This is a genomic window from Nocardiopsis camelliae (genome assembly GCF_028993595.1).
GTDB lineage: Bacteria > Actinomycetota > Actinomycetes > Streptosporangiales > Streptosporangiaceae > Nocardiopsis > Nocardiopsis dassonvillei.
Map to the genome: position 1 here is coordinate 961,821 of NZ_CP118614.1, position 18,068 is coordinate 979,888.

Annotated in this window: 13 protein-coding genes; 9 read left to right on the top strand and 4 right to left on the bottom strand. The window is 72.8% G+C overall.

What is annotated here, in order from left to right:
• Positions 1 to 17 precede the first annotated feature (17 nt).
• Complete coding sequence (gene rmuC, locus PV789_RS04545; RefSeq protein WP_274976267.1) at positions 18 to 1,442, bottom strand: DNA recombination protein RmuC; 1,425 nt, start codon at positions 1,440 to 1,442, stop codon at positions 18 to 20.
• A 303-nt stretch (positions 1,443 to 1,745) separates the two neighbouring features.
• Here rmuC and PV789_RS04550 point away from each other — a divergent pair, with 303 nt between their 5' ends.
• Positions 1,746 to 2,444: an alpha/beta fold hydrolase gene (locus PV789_RS04550; RefSeq protein ID WP_274976268.1), complete on the top strand. Its 699-nt coding sequence runs from the start codon at positions 1,746 to 1,748 to the stop codon at positions 2,442 to 2,444.
• Between the two features lie 211 nt (positions 2,445 to 2,655).
• Here the strand turns inward: PV789_RS04550 and PV789_RS04555 are convergent, their stop codons facing one another.
• On the bottom strand, positions 2,656 to 3,636 hold the full coding sequence (locus tag PV789_RS04555) for an FkbM family methyltransferase (protein ID WP_274976269.1): 981 nt from the start codon (positions 3,634 to 3,636) through the stop codon (positions 2,656 to 2,658).
• A 473-nt stretch (positions 3,637 to 4,109) separates the two neighbouring features.
• On the opposite strand from PV789_RS04555, the gene ychF reads away from it, so the two are divergent.
• From ychF to PV789_RS04570, 3 genes are all read left to right on the top strand, one after another.
• The gene (ychF, locus tag PV789_RS04560; RefSeq protein WP_274976270.1) at positions 4,110 to 5,195 is read left to right on the top strand and encodes a redox-regulated ATPase YchF; all 1,086 of its coding nucleotides are present in this window, start codon (positions 4,110 to 4,112) and stop codon (positions 5,193 to 5,195) included.
• Between the two features lie 151 nt (positions 5,196 to 5,346).
• A complete protein-coding gene (locus tag PV789_RS04565) occupies positions 5,347 to 5,616 on the top strand; it encodes a type II toxin-antitoxin system Phd/YefM family antitoxin (protein ID WP_274976271.1) in 270 nt (89 codons plus the stop codon).
• Positions 5,613 to 5,870: a Txe/YoeB family addiction module toxin gene (locus tag PV789_RS04570; protein ID WP_274976272.1), complete on the top strand. Its 258-nt coding sequence runs from the start codon at positions 5,613 to 5,615 to the stop codon at positions 5,868 to 5,870. Before PV789_RS04565 ends, PV789_RS04570 begins: the two co-directional genes overlap by 4 nt.
• 42 nt (positions 5,871 to 5,912) lie before the next feature.
• Here PV789_RS04570 and PV789_RS04575 read toward each other — a convergent pair whose 3' ends face one another.
• Positions 5,913 to 6,488 (bottom strand): 1-acyl-sn-glycerol-3-phosphate acyltransferase, encoded by a 576-nt coding sequence (locus PV789_RS04575; protein ID WP_274976273.1) that lies wholly within the window; start codon positions 6,486 to 6,488, stop codon positions 5,913 to 5,915.
• A 438-nt stretch (positions 6,489 to 6,926) separates the two neighbouring features.
• Between PV789_RS04575 and PV789_RS04580 the strand changes: the two genes are divergently transcribed.
• From PV789_RS04580 to PV789_RS04590, 3 genes are all read left to right on the top strand, one after another.
• Complete coding sequence (locus tag PV789_RS04580) at positions 6,927 to 7,877, top strand: conjugal transfer protein (RefSeq protein WP_274976274.1); 951 nt, start codon at positions 6,927 to 6,929, stop codon at positions 7,875 to 7,877.
• 72 nt (positions 7,878 to 7,949) lie between these two features.
• A complete protein-coding gene (locus tag PV789_RS04585) occupies positions 7,950 to 8,267 on the top strand; it encodes a hypothetical protein (protein WP_274976275.1) in 318 nt (105 codons plus the stop codon).
• A gap of 18 nt (positions 8,268 to 8,285) precedes the next feature.
• The gene (locus tag PV789_RS04590) at positions 8,286 to 12,929 is read left to right on the top strand and encodes a TcpE family conjugal transfer membrane protein (RefSeq protein ID WP_274976276.1); all 4,644 of its coding nucleotides are present in this window, start codon (positions 8,286 to 8,288) and stop codon (positions 12,927 to 12,929) included.
• A gap of 191 nt (positions 12,930 to 13,120) precedes the next feature.
• Here PV789_RS04590 and thpD read toward each other — a convergent pair whose 3' ends face one another.
• Positions 13,121 to 14,029 (bottom strand): ectoine hydroxylase, encoded by a 909-nt coding sequence (gene thpD / locus PV789_RS04595; protein WP_274976277.1) that lies wholly within the window; start codon positions 14,027 to 14,029, stop codon positions 13,121 to 13,123.
• A gap of 511 nt (positions 14,030 to 14,540) precedes the next feature.
• On the opposite strand from thpD, the gene PV789_RS04600 reads away from it, so the two are divergent.
• The gene (locus PV789_RS04600; RefSeq protein ID WP_274976278.1) at positions 14,541 to 15,203 is read left to right on the top strand and encodes an HNH endonuclease family protein; all 663 of its coding nucleotides are present in this window, start codon (positions 14,541 to 14,543) and stop codon (positions 15,201 to 15,203) included.
• A gap of 196 nt (positions 15,204 to 15,399) precedes the next feature.
• Positions 15,400 to 17,874, top strand: coding sequence for an ATP-binding protein (locus PV789_RS04605; protein WP_274976279.1), 2,475 nt, complete (start codon positions 15,400 to 15,402; stop codon positions 17,872 to 17,874).
• Positions 17,875 to 18,068: the final 194 nt, after the last annotated feature.

Sequence of the window (18,068 nt, forward strand, 5' to 3'; positions counted from 1 at the left end):
TGTGTTGCTCACGGTGTTCAGTGTGTCACTTCTCGTGAATGTTCGGTGTCTTTTCCACGGATCGTGTCGTCCTTCCGGCTACTTGTCCCATCCGCGACGAACACGCCTTCCTCCCCATTGGACACCGACTCGGCCCACTGCGGTTCCGGAGTCCGGCGACCGGTGTCCGTTCCGTTCCCCTGCCCGTCCGGTCCCGGACCACTCCGCTCCGCCGGGGCCGGTCCGGCGCCGCCCGGGTCCGACAGCTCGGGCGCCACCACCGCGCGCGGACGCTCCTCCACGCCCACGGGACGGTCCAGCTCACCGTCCACCAGCCCCAGCTCGCCGAACCGGCGGGCCGTCACCAGCACCCGGCTCTCCAGGGACCCCACGGTCTGGTTGTAGGCGCTCACCGTCCGGGTCAGGGCCCGGCCCAGCCCCTCCACGTGCCCGCCGAGCGTACCCAGCCGCTCGTGCAGCTGCTTGCCCAGGTCGAACACCGCCCGCGCGTTCTCGCTCAGCGCCTCCTGCTGCCAGGCGTACTGCGCCGTCCGCAGCAGCGAGATCAGCGTCGTCGGCGTCGCGATGTGCACCCGCCGCCCCATCGCGTACTCCAGCAGCTCAGGGTCGTACTCCAGGGCCGGGGCCAGGAACGCCTCCCCGGGGATGAACAGCACCACGAACTCCGGCGCCGGGGTGAACGCCGACCAGTACGCCTTGGCCGCCAGCTGGTCCACGTGCGTGCGCAGGTGCCTGGCGTGCACGCGCAGGTGCCGCGCGGCCTCCTCCGCACCCGCCTCCACGGCATCCAGATAGGCCGCCAGCGGGACCTTGGAGTCCACCACGATGTTCTTGCCGCCCGCCAGGCGCACCACCATGTCCGGGCGCCGCGACCCGTCGCGCGTGGCGGCCTGCTCCTCGAAGTCGCAGTGCGAGCCCATCCCGGCCAGTTCCGCCACCCTGCGCAGCTGGAGCTCGCCCCACCGGCCGCGTGCCTCGGGCCGTCGCAGCGCCGTCACCAGCGACTGCGTCTGGTCGCGCAGCCGCTCCGAGCCCTCGCGCACGTACTCGACCTGCTTGGCCAGCTCCGCGTGGGCCGCGGCGCGCCCCGCGTCGGCCTCCCTGAGCTGGCGCTCCACCCGGTCCAGGGTCCGCGTGAGCGGCTCGACCATGCGCTCCACCGCGCGGCGCCGCTCGTCCAGGTCGCCCCCGGCCTCGGCGCTGACCGCGCGCAGCCGCCCCTCCGCCAGTTCCATGAAGCGCTGGTTGGTCTGGTCCAGGGCCTGCGCGGACAGGGCGCGGAACCGGTCGGCCAGCTGTTCCTCCACGTAGGCCGCCCGCTCCTGGGCCGCGCGGGCGTCGGCCCGCGTCTCGGCCTCCCGGCCGCGGGCCAGGATCCAGCCCACGGCGGTGCCGACCGCCAGACCGATCAGGAGCATGAGTACGAGTGCGAGGCCGTTCATGGCCGTCTATGGTGTCAGGCCGCGCCGTCGCGCGGCTCCCCGCCACGCAGGACATCGGTGAGCAGAACCGCCAAGTCCGGCATGTCCGCCGGTCCTGGAGCCCGTCGGGGCCCGGCGCCGGAACGCGGACCCGATCGGTGCGCTATTCCACGGGGGAGCGGGGTCGCACGCGAGGCCGCTTCCGGACATCCACTTCCCTTGCGCAAAAGTTTTCGAGAACCTGAGGTCTCCGTCCGGGGCCGGACCACCTCTCACCGGTCCCCGTACCTGGCAGTCCCTCACTCCCCCAGGAGGCCCGCTCCCATGAGACTGGAGACCTACACCCGCGGCACCGGAGACCTCACCGTGCTCCTCGTCCACGGATCCATGGCCACCCACGAGACCTGGCACGCCGTCGAGGACGCGCTGGTCGAGCGGGGCCGCCGCGTGGTCAGCGTCGACATGCGCGGCCACGGCGACAGCCCGCGCGGCTCCTACTCCGTGGCGGCGCTCGGCGACGACCTCGCGGACTCCCTGCCCGCCGGAGCGGACCTGGCCGTCGGCCACTCCATGGGCGCGGTGGCGCTCTCCCTGGCGGTGGAGAGGCTGCGCCCGGCCCGCGCGGTGTACGTGGACCCGGCCTTTCGCCTGCCCCCCATGCACGCCGACGCGTGCGAGCGCGTGCGCCGCGTCTTCGTCACCGCCGACGCCACACGCGTGCGCCAGAGCAACCCCAGGTGGACCGACGACGACGTCGAGAGGGAGGTCAGGGGCTTCGCCGCCTTCGACCCGGAGTTCTTCGACTTCGTGGCGGAGGAGATCGCCGGGCGCGACTTCCTCCCCGGCGAACCGGTCGTGCCCTCCCTCGTCCTGCGCGCGGGCGACAGCGTCACCGTCACGCCCCAGACCGCGGAGGAGCTGACCGGGCGCGGCTTCACCGTCCGGGTCGTGGAGGGCGCCGGGCACTGCGTCCACCGCGACGACCTGCCCGGGTTCCTCGCCGCGCTGGAGGGCTGGCTCTAGGGAGTGTTCCGCGGAGGCTTTCGGATCGGCGAGCGGCCGTCCGGGCAATCTCTCGCAAAACGGTTCGCGCAGGTCAGCCTGGTTGGCTTTTCAAGCGGAACCGGCGCGGCGAGAGGCAGCCCGGTGCTCGCGGAAGTACCGGAGCCGAAGGCTCTCCGTTGAGGGCGGCGGAGGGCGACGGGCGGGACCGAAATGACCCGAGGAACACGACCTAGGGTGCCGGGTTCCCGCGGGAGCCGGGACGGCAGGACTCCAGCGCCCTGCGCCAGCCGCGCACCGAGGGCCAGAACTCGTCCGGCACCGGCTCCGGCGTGAACAGCCACATCCGCTCCCACGCGGGGGAGGCCCGGCCCGAGATCTCCGGGCGCGGCTCGTAGGGCGGCGGCCCGCTCACCGGGTACCAGGTGTACTCCAGCGGGTCGAGCAGCGCCATGAGCCGCTCCTCCACGCCCCGGTCGGGCCGTACCTTCACCAGCATCCACGGCCGGTACCGGCGCAGCACCTCCAGCCCTCCGGCGACCACGTCCGGCTCCGTGCCGACCGTGTCGATCTTGATCACGGTCGGGAAGGCCGACGCGTCCTCGTTCCACCGGGCCAGGGTGGTCACCTCCACGGTGATGTGAGACAGGTCGGCGCGCGCCGAGTGCACGAGCGTGTTGCACATGTCGTTGTGCCGGGCCCGCCGCAGGTGTGCGGTGCCGGTGTGGTTGCTCAGCGCCAGTTCCACCACGGTGAAGCCCAGGTCCGCCGACGAGGACACCACCCGGGCCGCCGCGGCGATCTCCGGGGTGGGCTCGAACGCGAACACCGGGCGGCGCGTGCGCGCGGCGGCCAGCAGCGAGTACACCCCCACCCCGGAGCCCACGTCGACCACCGCGCCGGGGCGGGTGTGGTCGAGCATCGCCATGAAGCATGCCAGGCTGTCGGGCTCGTGCCGTGCCAGCCCGAAGGCGGCCAGCCGCCGCGGAACGGTGAGGTCGCCGGGCAGTCGCAGGGTGAGGCCGTCCGGGCCGATGCGGCGCGTGTCCGAGTCCAGGCGGGGCAGGGAGAAGGCCACCTCGCGGATCCACGGCGGCACCCGGTCCGGGTCCAGTCCGCCCAGCCGTCTGGGCAGCCGGACACGGATCTTGCGGGTCGCGAAGCGCACGAGCGGGTAGCGGCGCACGAGCGCCCTCAGTTGGTCGGTGACCACGGTTGTCTCCCCCCAGGAAAGGTGCTGCGACGGGGGCGCCGGTGCACGGCGTCGGCCGTGTGCCCGGGCGCCTTCGTCCGACGCGGTCCGGGGCCGGTCCCTCCCACCGGCCGCCGCACCGCGAGCCTGCCGCGTGAGCGGCGGTGTGTCGGTCCAGGTCCGGGGGACTGGGCCGTGCGTGCGACGGATGGCCCGCGCACCGGACGGCCGCCGCCCCGGTTCCCGGCAGCGTCCGTCGAACCTACTGTGAGTAGCGTCTCCCGTGCACTGCGTTTCGGTGATTGGCCCTGTTTTCCCGGTCCGGTACCGCGCGCGGCCCCGCGTCCCGCCTTCCGCCCCGCCGTCCGGAACGGGGGCCCGCCCCGTCGACCTGCGCGGTCCGGCGGCGGGGAGGTCCGGGGCCGCGGGCGGGGGAGCCGGAGCCCGGACGCGGCGGGACCGCCCACCCGCGGGTCCGCATAGACTCTGACCTTGTGAGTCTGTCTATCGGGATCGTCGGCCTGCCCAACGTCGGCAAGTCCACCCTCTTCAACGCGCTGACCAAGAACGACGCCCTGGCCGCGAACTACCCGTTCGCGACCATCGAGCCCAACGTCGGGGTCGTGGGCGTTCCCGACGCCCGGCTCGGCAAGCTGGCCGGGATCTTCGACTCGGCGAAGGTCATCCCGGCGACGGTGGACTTCGTCGACATCGCGGGCATCGTGCGCGGCGCCTCCACCGGTGAGGGCCTGGGCAACAAGTTCCTGGCCAACATCCGCGAGAGCGACGCCATCTGCCAGGTGATCCGGGCCTTCGACGACCCCGACGTCACGCACGTCGACGGCGACGTCGAACCCTCCCGCGACATCGAGACCATCAACACCGAGCTGATCCTGGCCGACCTCCAGACCCTGGAGAAGGCGCTTCCCCGCCTGGAGAAGGACGCCAAGCGCAACGCCAAGGACAAGGACGCCCAGGAGCTGCTCCAGGCCGCCCGCGACGCGCAGGAGGTCCTCGACGGCGGCACCTCGCTGTCCGCGGCCCGGGGCGTGGACCTGGACCGGCTGCGCGAGCTGAGCCTGCTCACGGTCAAGCCGTTCATCTACGTGTTCAACCTCGACACCGACGAACTGGCCGACGGGGCCCTGCGCACCAAGCTCCAGGAGCTCGTCGCCCCGGCCGAGGCGATCTTCCTGGACGCCAAGATCGAGGCGGAGCTGGCCGAGCTGGAGGAGGACGAGGCGCAGGAGCTGCTGGAGTCCATGGGCCAGACCGAGTCGGGCCTGGCCCAGCTCGCCCGGGTCGGCTTCGCCACCCTGGGTCTGCAGACCTACCTGACCGCCGGGCCCAAGGAGGCCCGCGCCTGGACGATCCGCAAGGGCGCCACCGCCCCCGAGGCCGCCGGGGTCATCCACACCGACTTCCAGCGCGGCTTCATCAAGGCCGAGGTGGTCTCCTTCGACGACCTGGTCGCCGCGGGCGACATGCAGACCGCCCGCGCGGCGGGCAAGGTCCGCATGGAGGGCAAGGAGTACGTGATGGCCGACGGCGACGTGGTCGAGTTCCGCTTCAACGTCTGACCGAGCCGCGCGCCCGTGAACAGGGGCCGCGGACCCGCGCCGAACCCCCGGCGCCCGGGTCCGCGGCCCCTGTCGTGTGCAGGGGGCGCTCGTCCGGCTCGAACACGGCAGAGTGGTCTATATCCGGTACCGGAAATCGGGAGGGCCGATCATGTCCATCACCGCCAGCGAAGCGCGCAGGTCCCTCTTCCCGTTGATCAAGAAGGTCAACGACGACCACGACGCCATCGAGATCGTGTCCAGGCACGGCAACGCGGTGCTCGTCTCCGCCGAGGACTACGCCGCGCTGCGTGAGGGCGCCTACCTCCTGCGTTCGCCCGCGAACGCCCGGCGCCTGCTCAAGGCCTACGAGAACGCTCTGGACGGCACCGGTGTCTCCGAGCGCGGGTTGATCGGTCCCGACGTCGAGGACGCGGAGTGAGGCGACTGGTCTTCGAGGACCACGGCTGGGAGGGCTGCACATCCTGGCTCAAGACCGACCGCAAGGTACTCGCCCGGATCAACAAGCTGATCGGGGAAATCCGCCGGGATCCCTTCACCGGCATAGGCGAACCGGAGCCCCTGAAGTACCACCTGCCCGGCGCCTGGTCGCGGCGCATCGACGACGAGCACCGCCCGGTCCACGTCGTCACGGAGGACGAGATCGTCGTCATCGCCGCTCGCTACCACTACTGAGGGCCGACGGTTCCCGTCTCGTGGCGAGAGGCCGGACGGGGGTCAGCCGGTGCCGCCCTCCTCGCGCAAGCGCGGTTCGACGCGCCGCTCCGGGCTGTGCCCCGCCTTGTCGGCGTAGAAGGCGCGGATGCGGCCCATGTCCTCCGCGACGTCGCCGGTCAGCTCGAAGGTCGGGCCGAGCCCGGTGGTCCTCGTGGTGCGGTCGACGAAACCGAGAGTCACCGGCATCCCCGTCTCGCGGGCGATGCGGTAGAAGCCGGACTTCCAGTGCGTGTGCGCCCCGCGGGTGCCGTCGGGGGTGATGACCAGCCCGAAGGTCTCGCCGGACCGCACGCGCCGGACGGCGTCGTCGACGACCCGGCCGGGATTCGCGCGATCGACGGGGATGCCGCCGAGCGCGCGCATGATCGGGCCGCGCCAGCCCGTGAACAGGCTCTGCTTCCCCAGCCAGTGCAGCTCCAGGCCCAGGCGCCAGGAGATGGCGAGCATGAGCACGAAATCCCAGTTGGAGGTGTGTGGGGCACCGATCAGCACGGTGGGGCGGTCGGGCTTGGGCGCGGTGGCCAGTTTCCACCGGCTGAGGGCCCAGAACCCCCGGGCCGCGAGTTGTCGGAGCATGCCGCCAATCTAAGGCACGCACCCGGGCGGACACGGTGGGTCCGTGCTCGGGACCGGATCGGCCCGGAGCCGGGGGTCTCCGCCGACGGGGCGGTCGCCCCGCCGGGCGCGGGGGGAGATCCCGGTTACATCCCGTCAACGGTTTCCTGGTCCGCGGGGACACATCTTGCTGCCTTCGAGGGAACTAATCCCTTTCCGGTCCGACCATAATTGCGGCGAAGTGTGTGGCCGCAGCAGGAGTTAGGGCAACTCTTGCCGTATTGCGCCCCTTTTGAGAAGTTAAGCCCATGTGTGCAATGTGCGGTTGGCGGGGAAACGCGGAGTCACCAAGGACGCTCCCAACCCGCACAATGCCTCACTATAGGGATGGGGTAGACAAGGGCATGGCGGAGACGCCGTCCGAAGCGGGCGGCACGGACCTGTGTGCAGGAGGCGGGGATGGCGAAGGCGTCGCGGCGCGGTGCCGCCGCGGGTGAGCCGGACGACGGCGGTGTGGGGCTCGACGCCCCCCGCGCCCGACGGCCCCGGGCCGGAGCCGGAGGGCGCTGGTGGGTCGGTGTGGGTCGCGCCGTCCTGTGGGCCTTCATCATCGTCGTCGTCTTCAACGGCATCTGGTTCCCGCTGCGCGGCGGGTTCGCCCTTCCCGACACCTCCGAGGAGCCCGGGCAGAGCGACACTGTGACCTACCCGGAGACCGCCGCCGCGGCCTTCGGCATGCGGTTCGCCGAGGCCTACCTCGACACCGCCGACCCCGAGGCGCGCCTGTCCGACCTGGCGGCGTTCGTCCCCGACGGGGAGGCCGCCGCCCTGGACGTCCCCGCCGACAGCCTCACCGGCGACAACCTCACGGTGGTCGCCGTGCACGTGGAGGACGACCACAACGGCATCGTCGTCGTGCGGGCCGACGTCAACGGCCAACCCATGCGCCTGGACGTGCCGGTCTACGCCGACGGGGAGGCCCTGGTGGTCTCGGGCAACCCGGCGCTGCTGGCGGCGCCGACCCAGGCCAGCCTGCCCGAGGGGTCGGCCTTCGAGACCGACCCGGAGGCCGAGGAGCAGCTCGGGGAGGTGCTGTCCGGCTTCTTCGAGGCCTACGCGGGGGAACCGGCACACCTGGAGCGCTATGTGGAACCGGGTGTCACCATCGCCCCGCTTCCGGAGAACAGCCTGGAATTTGGTGAACTGTCCGATATCACGGTGCCAACGCAGGCCTCGACCGGGAATGATGACGTACGACAGGTAGCGGCCACCGTCCGGTGGAACGTCCCGGCCTCCGACGGGACCGACACCGGGCAGATCACGCAGAACTACCTGGTCACCGTCGTGGACTCGGGCAGCGAGTGGCACGTGCGTGACATCCAGGGCGCCCCGCGCTCGTTCGGCGGATGACGGGGCCTGTAGGCAAGGAGAAGAGAAGGACCATGCGCACACCAGAAACGACACCGGGGGGCGGCGCCTGACATGCTCCCCCTGCTGTCCTCCGCACCGGACGTGTTCCACGCCGCCGGAGGTGCCGACCTGCTCTTCCTCGCGGCGCAGACCACCGAGAACGCCCCCGACACCGGTGGCCTCGCCGACTTCCTGAGGGGCTTCTTCGGGCCCCTCTTCCTCGTGATCGTCTCCATCGTGGCGGTGTTCTTCCTGTTCACGAGGGAGATCACGAGGTTCGCGCAGTTCATCATCCTGGCGATCTTCATCGGGATCGTGTTCTACGTCCCCGGCATCATCGAGGTCATCGCCGTGGCGCTCGCCCGAGCGATGGGCGTATCGACCGAATAGGCGAGGGAGGCCGGGAACGTGGACCTGCCCACGTACACCAACATCTGGCGTATCGAGAAGCGGCTCTACAAGCTCTACGATTTCCGGCTGCCCATGCCGCTCCCGGTGGGCACCTTCGGGGTCGCCCTGGGCGTGTTCGCGCTCTGGGTGGTCCTGCTCAGCCTCGTCAACGCGCCCTTCGTGTTCGGCAACGGCTGGCACCTGGTGCTGTGGGTGGTCCCGCCCGGTGTGATCACCGTGCTGGCCACCCGGCCGGTGATCGAGGGCAAGCGCCTCACCGAGCTGCTCATCTCCCAGGCGCGCTTCCTGGCCGAAGCGCGGGTGTACAACCGCCTGGCCCCCGAGTACGAGCCCTCCGAGGCCCGCGTGACCGTGCGGGTGTGGCACCGCGACCCCGCGGCCGGTCCGCTCCCGTCGGCGTCGCGGCGCCGCCCCGAACCCGAGCCGGAGACGGCCGGGGACGGGATCGCCGAGGCCGCTGACACCGCGGTCCGCCCCTCCCGCTCCGATGCGCCGCCGCTGCTCGGCGTGCGCGGTCCCGCCGACGGTGTTCCGGCCGCCGAGGCCGAGGAGCAGGCCCCCGCCCGGGCAGGCTCCGGGAGGCCGGACCGGGGACGGGAGAGGGTCCCCGCCGAGGCTCCGCGCATCCGGTCCCGAGACGACGAGGAGACCGGGAGACGGGTTCCGGCCGGGGCGAAGGCCGCCCCCACCCGCACGGATACCGTGGCCGCCGGGGCCGAGAGCGCCCCGGCCGAGCCGAAGGCCGTTCCCGTCCGCTCGCGGGTCGCTTCCGTCCGATCAGAGGCCGCTGCCGTCCGGACCGAGAACGCTGCTGCCCCGGAGCGGGAGGCCGCGGCGGAAAAGGCCCCGGCCGCCCCTGAACGCGCCCCCGTGGCCGTCGCCGCGCGCCCCGACCCCGAGGAGCGGCGCGCCCCGTCGCTACCGCGCGAGGAGCGGACCGACGCGTCCGCCGCCTCCGGAGGCGGCGGCGCGGAGTCCGACGGGCCCCGGCGCGGAGTCGGCCGCCGCGTGCTCAACTACTTCGGCTTCGCCCTGGGGTCCGGACCGCGTGAGCCCCGGGAGGAGGAGCCCCGCGGGCCCGAGGCGGACGCCGGGGAGGATTCCGACGACGGCTTCGCGCGGGAGAGGATCTACGAGACCGAGGGCGAGGAGCAGCGCGACAGCGACGCGTGGTTCGCCCGCCTGCGCGCCTCCTCCGGCGAGACCCCCGTCGGCCTGACCTCCAAGAGCGCCTACAGCGTCGGCGACACCGCTGCCATGAGCCGGGGAGAGCTGGCCGACGCGGTGGAGGAGCGGCGCGCCTCCGGCTCCGACGAGGAGGAGACCGCCGCCGCCCGGCGCCTGCGCGGCCGTACGCAGGGCCTCAGGGTCGCCAAGGACCTGGAGGAGCAGCGCCGCACCGAGCGCGTGCGCGAGCGCGGCCCGAGGGAGCTGCCGTCCTCCCGAGCCCGGGGCCAGGGGCTTCCCGGCACCGGTGAGGAGACGGAGCGGCCCCGGCGCACGGGGCGCCCCCACGCCGCCCCGTGGGAACTGGAGAAGAAGGCCGAGCCCGCACCCGGCTACGGCGACCTGTCGGACTACGCCGCCCGTTACGCGGCGGCCACCGGCCGCCCCCCGGCCGAGGCCGGTTCCCTGCCCTGGCTGCCGCCCTCCTCCGCGGCGCCGCGGGAGGAGGCCGACGCGACCGCGGACGTGGACGCGCCCGCCCGCACCGACCGGCGGGAGGACGTGGTCGGCGCCGAGGACGCCGCGAATGGGGCCGGTGCGCCCGAGACCACGGACACGGACGCGACGGCGGACACCGCTCCTCCGGTGACGCGGGCGGCACGGGACACTGCGGAGGACGGGCCCGGAGCACCCGCGGAGGCCGCTCCCGGCACGGGTACGCGGGACGCCGAGGCCTCCGGGCGCGCGCCCGCCTCCGAACCGGAAGGCCCCTCGGTCGCCCCCCGCCGGGGCGCCACCGCGTCAGAGGATGCCGGGCGCCGGCCCGTTACGGGAGACGAGGAGACCGTCGCGCTGCGCGGCCTCGCCGGACGCGGGGACACCGCTGAGCCCGAGGACCTCGTCGAGCACCGGTCCACCACGGGGCCCGAGGGCACCACGGAGCTCGGGGACACGGCAGGGCGTGCGAACACCGCCGGGCCCGGGGACGCCACCGGGGTCGGAAGCCCCGCCGGGGCCGGGGAGACCGTCGGGCACCGGCCCGCCACAGGGCGCGGCGACGCCACTCCTTTCGAGGACACCACCGAGGACGGCGACACCACCGGCACCGAGACAGCCGCCGCGCGGACCGCTTCCGGTGGCGCGGACACCCGTCCCGCCGTGGACCCGGAAGCCCCGGACACGGAGGCCCGGGGCGCGGTCTCCCGGAGCTCGGAGGTCCCGGACACGGAGGCCCGGGGCGCGGTCGCCCCGGACGACACGACCACGCCGGGCGCTCCCGACGCGCGGGTCGCTCCGGACACCGGTGTGCCCGTGGCCCCCGCGGCCGAGCGCTCCCCCCACAAGCCCGCCCTGGAACTCGACCACGGCACCGGCGAGCAGGACGCCATGCCCGGGAAGCCGCGCGAGGAGTCCCAGGACCGCGGTCCCGAGTGGAACGAGCACATGTCCGTGCTCGACAACCACCTCATCACCGCCGACACCCCGGCGCCGCCGCGCCCGAAGTTCGCCGACGCCGTTCCCACCCAGGAGCGCGACGCCAAGGACCCCTCGCGGTGGTTCGAGGACGGCAGGAAGCGCCACCCCGACCAGCCCAAGGTCGGCGACCGGGGCAACCCCCTCATCCCCGCCAACGAGCTGCGCGAGGAGAACGCCGACCCGGAAGCCGCTGGGGACGCCGCCGGGGCCGCCACCGGCGAGGCGGTACGGGACGCAGGACCGGCCGGGCGGGCCCCCGCCGACGAGCCCAAGCCGCCCACCCAGCTCGACCACGGCACCGGCGAACTCGTCAGCTTCGTCGAGGTCCGGGACGACCGCGGGCGCGGGGACGGCAACGTCCGCGTGGACCCGGGCGCCGACCAGGTCCGCCGACGCACCGCCTCCGACCTGGAGAGGGCCGAGGCCGAGGCCCTGGCCCGCCGCCGACGGAACGTGCGCGGGGAGGCCCGCGGTCCCGGCGAGGCCCGGGAGCCCGACGGCGCACCGACCCGTGCGGCCTCCGGTTCCGCCGGAGCCGACCGGGGCGACGCGTCCTTCCGCGCCCGCTGGAGCATGCGCGCCACCGGCGCCGCCGCCGGGGACGCGGACACCGCCGCGAAGCCCGACTCGGCCGCCGACCCCCGGAGCGAGCACCGGAGCGTCGGGACCGCCCGCGCCGATTCCGGGACGCGGGAGCAGCGCACCGGCGCCGCCCGGGACCCGAGGGCCAACCCCAGCATGGCCGACGCCCTCGCGCAGGAGCGGCCCTCCTCCGAGGAGGAGCGGACCTCCCCGCCGGCCGGCCGGGGCGCCGAGGACACCGGGCGGACCGAGGACGAGGCCGTCGCGGGCCGTCCCGCCCCGACCGCCGGTCAGGAGCACCCCGCCGAGGAGCCGCGGGAGTCGGAGGACCCGCACGACGGCGTCTTCCACCGGGTGGCGCAGAACGCGCGCAGGCTCGGCCAGCTCTTCGGCCAGCCCGCGCCCGGAGAGGAGCCCGAGCCGCCTGCGCGCGAGCCCAGGACCGTCCTGGAACTCGACCACGGCACCGGCGAGCAGGAGCGCCTGGGCGACACCCCCAACGGCGTCCCCGCCCACCGGACCGAGGAGCCAGAGCCCCGGCGGCGGTCCGAGGAGCCCGCCGCCAGCGACTCCGGAGGCACCCGGGGCTGGCGGCGCCTGGCCAAGGTCGTCACCGGCGGTACGGCACCCGTGCGCTCCGACCTGCCGCCCAGCGACATCGAGCGCCTGCGCACCCCGCTGGACGGCCCGCGCAGTCTCGTCGTGCTGGGCTGCACCGGCGGCGCCGGGCAGACCGTCACCGCGCTGATGATCGGCCACACCCTGGCCGCGCACCGCGACGACCTCGTCGTCGCCGTCGACGTCAACCCCGGCCCCAACGGCCTCTCCCGCCGCGTCGGCGCGCAGACCCCCGAGACCCTCACCGGGCTGCTCGCCAACGCCGAGGCGATCCAGGACTACTCCCGGATGAGCGGCTACACCAGCCGGACCGCGACCGGCCTGGAGGTCGTGCAGACCCTGGACGACCCCTACGTGCAGACTCTGGACGATCGCGACTACGGCCAGCTGGCCTCGCTGCTCGGCGGGTTCTACGGCGTCACCCTGCTGGACCCGGCGGCCACGGGCGTGGCGCGGGCCCTGCCGGTCGCCGACGGGCTGGTGCTGGTCGCCCCGGCCAACGCCGACGCCGAGCGCGCGGTCTCCATGACCTTCGACTGGCTGGACGGCAACGGCTACGGCGCCCTGCGCGCCAGGTCCGTGCTCGTGGTCAACGGGGTCAGCAAGCGCAGCCTCCAGGACGTGGACGCCGCCGAGCGGGTGGCCCGCGGCCGGTGCCGCGCCATCGTCCGCATCCCCTGGGACGACCACCTCGGCTCGTCCTACACCAGGATCGACGTGGGCGCCCTGCGCCCCGCAACCAAGCGCGCCCACGGCGCCCTGGGCGGGGTCCTGGTCAACTCCCTCACCCAGCAGTAGCGCCGGAGGCGGGCCGCCCGGGCCCCGGACGCGGGCCCGGGCGGCTCCGGCTCCGGGGCTTCCCGGCACGGGAAAACCCCGTGCGGGGCGGGCTCGGGACCCACCCCGCACGGGGGCGCTGGATCATGCCTTCCGGGCGGGTACGCGTTCCGCTCGCGGCGGTCGGCGGCCGCGCGGCGCGCTCGGGCGCGTCAGCGGCCCACGGGGGCGAACTCGCGCGCGGAGAGGAACTCCGGGCGCGGGGCGGGGGCGCTGAACGGTCTGTCGCAGGCGTTCTCGACGCTGTTGAAGACGATGAAGACGTTGGACCGGGGGTAGGGCGTGATGTTGCCGCCCGAGCCGTGCATGCAGTTGGAGTCGAACACGGTCACCCCGCCGGCCGGGCCGGTGAGCACGTCGATGCCGTGCTGGTCGGCGAGGTAGGACAGGGAGCTCTGGTCCGGGGTGCCCACGTGCTGGCTCTTGAGCGAGTCGCGGTAGTGGTCGTCCGGGGTCTCGCCCACACAGGAGACGAAGGTCCTGTGCGATCCCGGCATGATCATCAGCGCGCCGTTGTGCGCGTAGTTGTCGGTCAGGGCGACCGAGAAGCTGACCGCCCGCATCCGCGGCATGCCGTCCTCGGCGTGCCAGGTCTCGAAGTCGGAGTGCCAGTAGAACGAGCCGCCGCCGAAGCCCGGTTTGTAGTTGACGCGGCTCTGGTGCACGTACACGTCCGAGCCCAGGATCTGGCGGGCGCGGTCGACCAGGCGGGGGTCGTTCACCAGGTCGTCGAAGACCTTGCTGACCTTGTGCACCTCGAACACCGAGCGCACCTCGTCGGAGGAGGGCTCGACGACCACGCGTTCGTCGCCGCGCAGTCCGGGGTCGGAGCTCAGCCGCTCCAGTTCGGCGCTGTAGGCCCCGACCTCGTCCGGGGTGATGAGGGCGTCGATCTGGGTGTAGCCGCGCTCACCGTAGGCGCACAGCTCGTCGTGGGAGAAGGGGCCCTCGTCGGTCCCCCAGACGGCGGGGTCCCTGCGGTACAGCAGGGCGGGTTCGGTGCTCTTGCGTGTGGGGTATTCGTCCGCGGTGCTGGTCGGAAGGTCCATCTGCAGAGTCATGGTCGATCCCCTGACGGGGCTCATCCTCTCCGATGTCGACGGTTTCTCCTACGACATGCGAACTTAACAAAGGACAGGCAAGCCTACTTACGGCTTCTTTATGTGCGGTGTTTAGTGTCCTTTTTGTCGGGTATGACAGTTATACTATATGGGGGGAAACCGTGAGGGCTGCCGGTTTTCCTTTCTGCTCTTATCCTTGCCTCGTGGACGGGTCCGGTCGTTCACCTGCGCGGGGTCGCAAAGAGTGAACATTCATGAACTGAGAGTGAGTCTTCCCAGGTCGTCCGGCTGCACCCTTCGCCCCCGGGGCCGCTTGTGAAAGAACACACTTTTGCTGTGTGCTAGATCACACGAATAAGGTTCAGGGACTGGTGCAGAACTCCGGGAGAACGGCCGGGACGTCATCCCCGATTCCGGCGGAATTTCCCGCGGGGTACTGGTGGGAGAGGAGCGGTTGCCGCACAGTGGTGGGGTCCGTGCTTTCCTCCCACCCGCTCACAGAGGAGAAAACGTGCCCTCCCCCCGCCCCCGTGCGCTTCCCCGTGCGCTCGCGGCACTCAGCGCCGCCGTACTCGCCGTCGTCCTGGGCTGGTCGGCCCCGGCCGCCGCCGACCACGTCCTGCCCCCGGGCATCCCCGGCACCTCCACCGCCCAGAGCCAGCTCGACTCCCTCACCGTCCGGGCCAAGGGTCCCCAGACCGGCTACGACCGCGGCCTCTTCCCGCACTGGAGCGTCGTCGACAGCCCCTGCACCGCCCGCCAGTACGTGCTCGTCCGCGACGGCCACGACGTGGTGACCGACTCCGACTGCCAGCCGACCTCCGGCCGCTGGTACAGCACCTTCGACGACGTGTGGTGGGACGGCGACGTCTCCCAGATCAGCGTCGACCACATGGTCCCGCTCAGCGAGGCCTGGAAGACCGGTGCGGCCGACTGGACCACCGAGCGGCGCCGCGACTTCGCCAACGACGTCGACTCCCCCCAGCTCTGGGCGGTCACCGTCAGCAGCAACAGCGCCAAGGGCGACAAGGACCCCTCCCAGTGGATGCCGGACAACACCGCGATCCACTGCGACTACGTCAAGGCCTGGATCAACGTGAAGCACCGCTACGACCTCACCGTCACCTCCGCGGAGAGGTCCGCCATCCAGGACACCGTCGACACCGCCTGCTAGGCCGCCACCGCCGCAGGTCGGGCCCGTCTCCTCCCGGGGGACGGGCCCGACGCCGCCCTCCGGGGTTCTGGCGCGCCGTAACCCCGTCCACTTCTCCCGTTCCGGGGCGATACTCCACTATGAAGGGGGCGAGGGCGGCGGGTCCGGGTAGGAACGACGGAACCCCGCCACGCGACGCGACCAGAAGGGCGAAGAGATGACCGGCACCAGGGGGACCCGTGGCGCGACCCGCCTCGCGGTCCGCTACTTCGACGACCGCGTGCTGTTCAGCGACAGCGAGGCCTGGGCCTACTTCCGCCTGCCCACGGTCTCCTACGAGTTCACCACGCCCGAGGAGCGCCAGGCGCTGGCCACCAACGTCACCATCGCCCTCGCCGCCATCCGCATGAACGACGCCGAGGTCCACCTGCGCGTCGCCCACCGCACCTATCCGGCCGCGGAGTGGGCCACCCGGCTCGACGCCACCTCCGACTCCGGCCCCGGCTGGTACGACTACCTCGACGAGACGTACCGGCACGTGTGGGCCAAGGACTTCTGGACCAAGGAGGTCTACCTCGGCGTCCGCCTCGGCCAGCGCAACGCCGGCGCCGGGCTCGGCCTGTTCTCCCAGCTCTTCGGCGCCTACCAGCGCACCGAACAGGTCCTGGGCATCAACGACGACGCCGTGGACGACCGCGAGATCGCCCGCTGGACCGACCAGGCCGAGCGGCTCGGCCGCGCCCTGGCCGCCAGCTCGCTGCACGCCCGCCACGCCACCTCCGACGAGATCGCCTGGCTCATCCGGCACGCCGTCAGCGGCACAGCCGAGGAGATCCGCCCCTCGGCGGCCGGACGGCGCACCTGGGGCCGCGGCGAGATCGAGGCGCTGGTCGACGGCGTCGTGCACAACGGCCGCTCCGCGCTGCGTCTCGAACAGCCCGCGGGGTCCACCCACGTCGCGTTCCTGTCCTTCTCCCGCTTCCCGGACCTGATGCCCTTCCCCGACGGCGAGCCCTGGATGCACCACGCCGACGCGCTCCCCTTCCCGGTGGAGATGTCCCTGCGGATGAAGCTCATCCCGCCCGCCAAGGCATCCAAGGACGTCGGCCGCAAGCTCGCCCACGCCCGCGACATGGACGCCCACATCCGCGAGGCCGGGGTGGAGGCGCCCATCGCGCTCGCCGAGCAGATCGACGCCGCCCGCATGCTGGAGCACGGCATCACCAAGGAGCGCCTGCCCTTCGTCTACGGCTGGCACCGCCTCATGGTGTCCGCGCCCACCGAGCGCCTCCTCGGCCAGCACGTCGAGGCGGTCATCGAGCACTACCGCGACATCGGCATCGACGTCATCAACTCCACCGGCGACCAGTTCTCGCTGTTCAACGAGTCCCTGCCCGGCGACCGCATCCGCCTCAACGCCTACGCCCAGCGCCAGCCGCTGCGCACCATCGCGGGCGGCATGCCCACCGCCACCGTCGACGTCGGCGACCGCGTCGACCACTCCGGCGGCGGCTGGGTGGGACCCTACGTCGGCGAGACCATCGGCCGCGCCCGCTCCATCGTCCACTTCGACCCCATGGTCGCCGCGGCCCGCAACCGCCCCACCGCCATCGCCATCACCGGCGAGCCCGGCGGCGGCAAGACCACCCTCGCCCTCCTGCTCATCTACCAGCTCGCCCTGCGCGGGGTCACCGTCGCCGCCATCGACCCCAAGGGCGACGCCGAGTCCCTCGTCGAACTCCTGCAAAGACGCGGCCGCAAGGCGCGCATGATGTCCCTGGGCTCGGCCCAGCCGGGCCTGCTCGACCCCTTCGCCTTCGGCGACGACCTGTCCGCCAAGAAGACCATGGCCACCGAGACACTGCGCCTGCTCCTGCCCCGCATGAGCGAGGAGCGCGAGTCCGCCATGATCCAGGCCGTGGCCGCCGTCGCCAACCAGCCCCAGCCCTCCCTGGCCAAGGTCGTGGACCACCTGGTCTCCTCGCCCGGCGCGGCCTCGCGCAACCTGGGGGCCGTCCTGCAGTCCATGTCGGAGATGCGGCTGGCCAGCCTGTGCTTCGACCCCCAGGGCGAGGCGCGGATCGACACCGAGGGCTGGACCACCGTGTTCACCCTGGGCGGGCTCACCCTGCCCGACTCCGGGGTGGGCCGCGACGACTACTCCTACGAGCAGCGCCTGTCCGTCGCCCTGCTCTACCTGGTCTCCCAGTTCGCACGCCGCCTCATGAACGGCCTGGACCGCCACCTGCCCAAGGCGATCTTCCTGGACGAGGCATGGGCGGTCACCTCCACGCCCGAGGGCGCCAAGCTCGTCCCCGAGGTCTCGCGCATGGGCCGCTCCCGCAACACCGCGCTCATCCTCGTCTCGCAGAACGCGGGTGACCTCCTCAACGAGCAGGTCACCAACTGCCTGTCCTCGGTGTTCGCCTTCCGCTCCAGCGAGCGCTTCGAGGTGGAGAGCGTCATGTCCCTGCTCGGCGTGGAGACCAACGAGGACCACCTCGCCGTGCTGCGCAACCTCGGCAACGGCGAGTGCCTGTTCCGGGACCTGGACGGCAGGGTCGGGCGGATCGGCGTGGACCTGGTCTCGGAGAACCTGCTGCGCTGGCTGGACACCAACCCCACCCGCCAGCGCCCCGGCGAGGAGGAGGGGGACCTGGTGCCCGCGGGCGGACGCGACGAGCAGCTCTAGGCGGTCATCCCAAACTGTTGCGGATGTGACGCAGGAGCCCTCTCCTCCCGGTGATCCTGCTGCTGGAGGCGCTGTGGAACGCGGACAGCGCCTCTGGACGCGGGATCACCGGGGAGGGGGCGGGCGGGCGAGCCTTTCCGGTCACGGGGGTGCGCGGCGCCTGGTTCGGGGCGCTTCCGGGTGGGAATCTCCTA

What these genes read in the sequence shown, in the direction of transcription:
- rmuC (WP_274976267.1), bottom strand. Translation starts at nt 1,442, where the DNA reads ATGAACGGCCTCGCACTCGTACTCATGCTCCTGATCGGTCTGGCGGTC.
- PV789_RS04550 (WP_274976268.1), top strand. Translation starts at nt 1,746, where the DNA reads ATGAGACTGGAGACCTACACCCGCGGCACCGGAGACCTCACCGTGCTC.
- PV789_RS04565 (WP_274976271.1), top strand. Translation starts at nt 5,347, where the DNA reads ATGTCCATCACCGCCAGCGAAGCGCGCAGGTCCCTCTTCCCGTTGATC.
- PV789_RS04575 (WP_274976273.1), bottom strand. Translation starts at nt 6,488, where the DNA reads ATGCTCCGACAACTCGCGGCCCGGGGGTTCTGGGCCCTCAGCCGGTGG.
- PV789_RS04580 (WP_274976274.1), top strand. Translation starts at nt 6,927, where the DNA reads ATGGCGAAGGCGTCGCGGCGCGGTGCCGCCGCGGGTGAGCCGGACGAC.
- PV789_RS04585 (WP_274976275.1), top strand. Translation starts at nt 7,950, where the DNA reads ATGCTCCCCCTGCTGTCCTCCGCACCGGACGTGTTCCACGCCGCCGGA.
- thpD (WP_274976277.1), bottom strand. Translation starts at nt 14,029, where the DNA reads ATGACTCTGCAGATGGACCTTCCGACCAGCACCGCGGACGAATACCCC.
- PV789_RS04605 (WP_274976279.1), top strand. Translation starts at nt 15,400, where the DNA reads ATGACCGGCACCAGGGGGACCCGTGGCGCGACCCGCCTCGCGGTCCGC.